At 63.3% G+C, this 1,177-nt stretch carries 1 protein-coding gene; it reads left to right on the top strand.

Going from position 1 to position 1,177, the window contains the following annotated elements; translation table 11 throughout:
• Nucleotides 1–213 precede the first annotated feature (213 nt).
• Nucleotides 214–1,167 carry an IS110 family RNA-guided transposase gene (locus BJ122_RS18875; RefSeq protein ID WP_110782819.1) on the top strand — a complete coding sequence of 318 codons (954 nt, stop codon included), beginning with the start codon at nucleotides 214–216 and terminating at the stop codon, nucleotides 1,165–1,167.
• Nucleotides 1,168–1,177 lie beyond the last annotated feature (10 nt).

The following is a 1,177-nucleotide window of genomic DNA, read 5'->3' as shown; positions in this document are numbered from 1 at the left end:
CCCTTGTAATAGCGAAATCGAATATCGTTGGGGTGTTCCGAAAGGAATGCTCTGCCGCGGACGGCCATCCGCGGCAGAGCGGCTGGCGATCGGATCGTACCCGCCCTGAGTCGTCTTTGACTGCCCCGTAGCGTGATCGCGCCAGTGCCTTCATCGGACCCGGATGGTTGCCGGAACAACTTGGTTCGCTTCACAAGGCAGGGGTCGACGAAGATGACGAAGACTAGCACAGGAACGGCCGGCATCGATACGGCCAAGGACAAGCTCGACGTAGCGGTGCATGGCCGGGAGCAGCGATGGCAGGTGGCGAATGCTGCGGCGGGCTGGCGGCAATTGGCCGCCGATCTGGCAAAGGCAGGCGTCACGAAAGTCGGTATCGAAGCCACCGGCGGATACGAACGCGGCGTGGTCAGGTATTTGCGGGCCAAAGGCCTCGTCGTCCTGGTCTTGCAGCCGATCCAGGTCAAGAACTTCGCTCGGCTGCATCTGCGCCGCGCGAAGAATGATGCCTTGGACGCCGTACTGATCGCGGCCTGTGCGGCGCTGCTCGATCCTCCGTCGATCCAAGCAGACGAAAGGCTCACGGATCTGGCGGATCACCTGACGTTCGTCGAGCAGATTGAAGAAGACATTGCCCGCCTCAAAACCCGGCTCGAACATATCGACGAGCCACGGCGACGGCGTCTGGTCCTCGACGACATCGATCGGCTGAAGGCGCGCCGGCTCACTGAGCTCGAAAGGATGGCCGGCCAATTGCGCGAACATGCGGATCTGGCGCGGCGTCTTGATCTGGTGCTCAGCGTCCCCGGTATCGGCAAGCGGACGGCGCTGGCGCTGATCATCCGCATGCCCGAACTCGGCCAGATCAGCCGGGAGAAGGCGGCGGCTCTCGCTGGCCTTGCGCCGTTCGACGACGACAGCGGCAAGCGTAAGGGAGAGCGCCACATTGGAGGTGGTCGAGCCCGCCTACGTCGTTCGCTGTTTGCTGCGGCGCTGCCGGCCTCCTTCCGCTGGAACAAGGCCCTGTGCGCGCTCTACGCCCGCCTCAAAACCCGAGGCTATGCGCACAATTACGCCCTCGTCGCCTGCGCTCGCAAACTCCTCATCTACGCAAACACCGTCGTCCAGCGCGGCTCGCCATGGGTCGAAAACCACACCGCGCTCTAATGGTTGCTAC

The sequence above is a fragment of the Rhodopseudomonas faecalis genome (genome assembly GCF_003217325.1).
GTDB lineage: Bacteria > Pseudomonadota > Alphaproteobacteria > Rhizobiales > Xanthobacteraceae > Rhodopseudomonas > Rhodopseudomonas faecalis.
This window is presented reverse-complemented; position numbering and strand designations above follow the sequence as displayed.